Below are 247 nucleotides of genomic sequence, written 5' to 3' on the forward strand. Positions count from 1 at the left end.
CGCTCAGTACGTTGGTCTCGTCGGGTGGCTCCCGAGTCAACAGATCGACACAGGCGCGATCGTCCGGAGAGTCGTCTGACGGAGCGAGGAGGAGGATCGACGACGATTCGGTGAGGTGTTCATTGAGCGATTGATACGACTCTGTCACTGCCCTCCTGTCACCAACTGATTGGAATAAGCTTGTCGCTGATTCGGTAGTTTTGGTATCGCGACTGGTACGCTCGGGGACACATTGACCCATCGCGAG

Source organism: Halorubrum sp. Eb13 (assembly GCF_002252895.1).
Lineage (GTDB): Archaea > Halobacteriota > Halobacteria > Halobacteriales > Haloferacaceae > Halorubrum.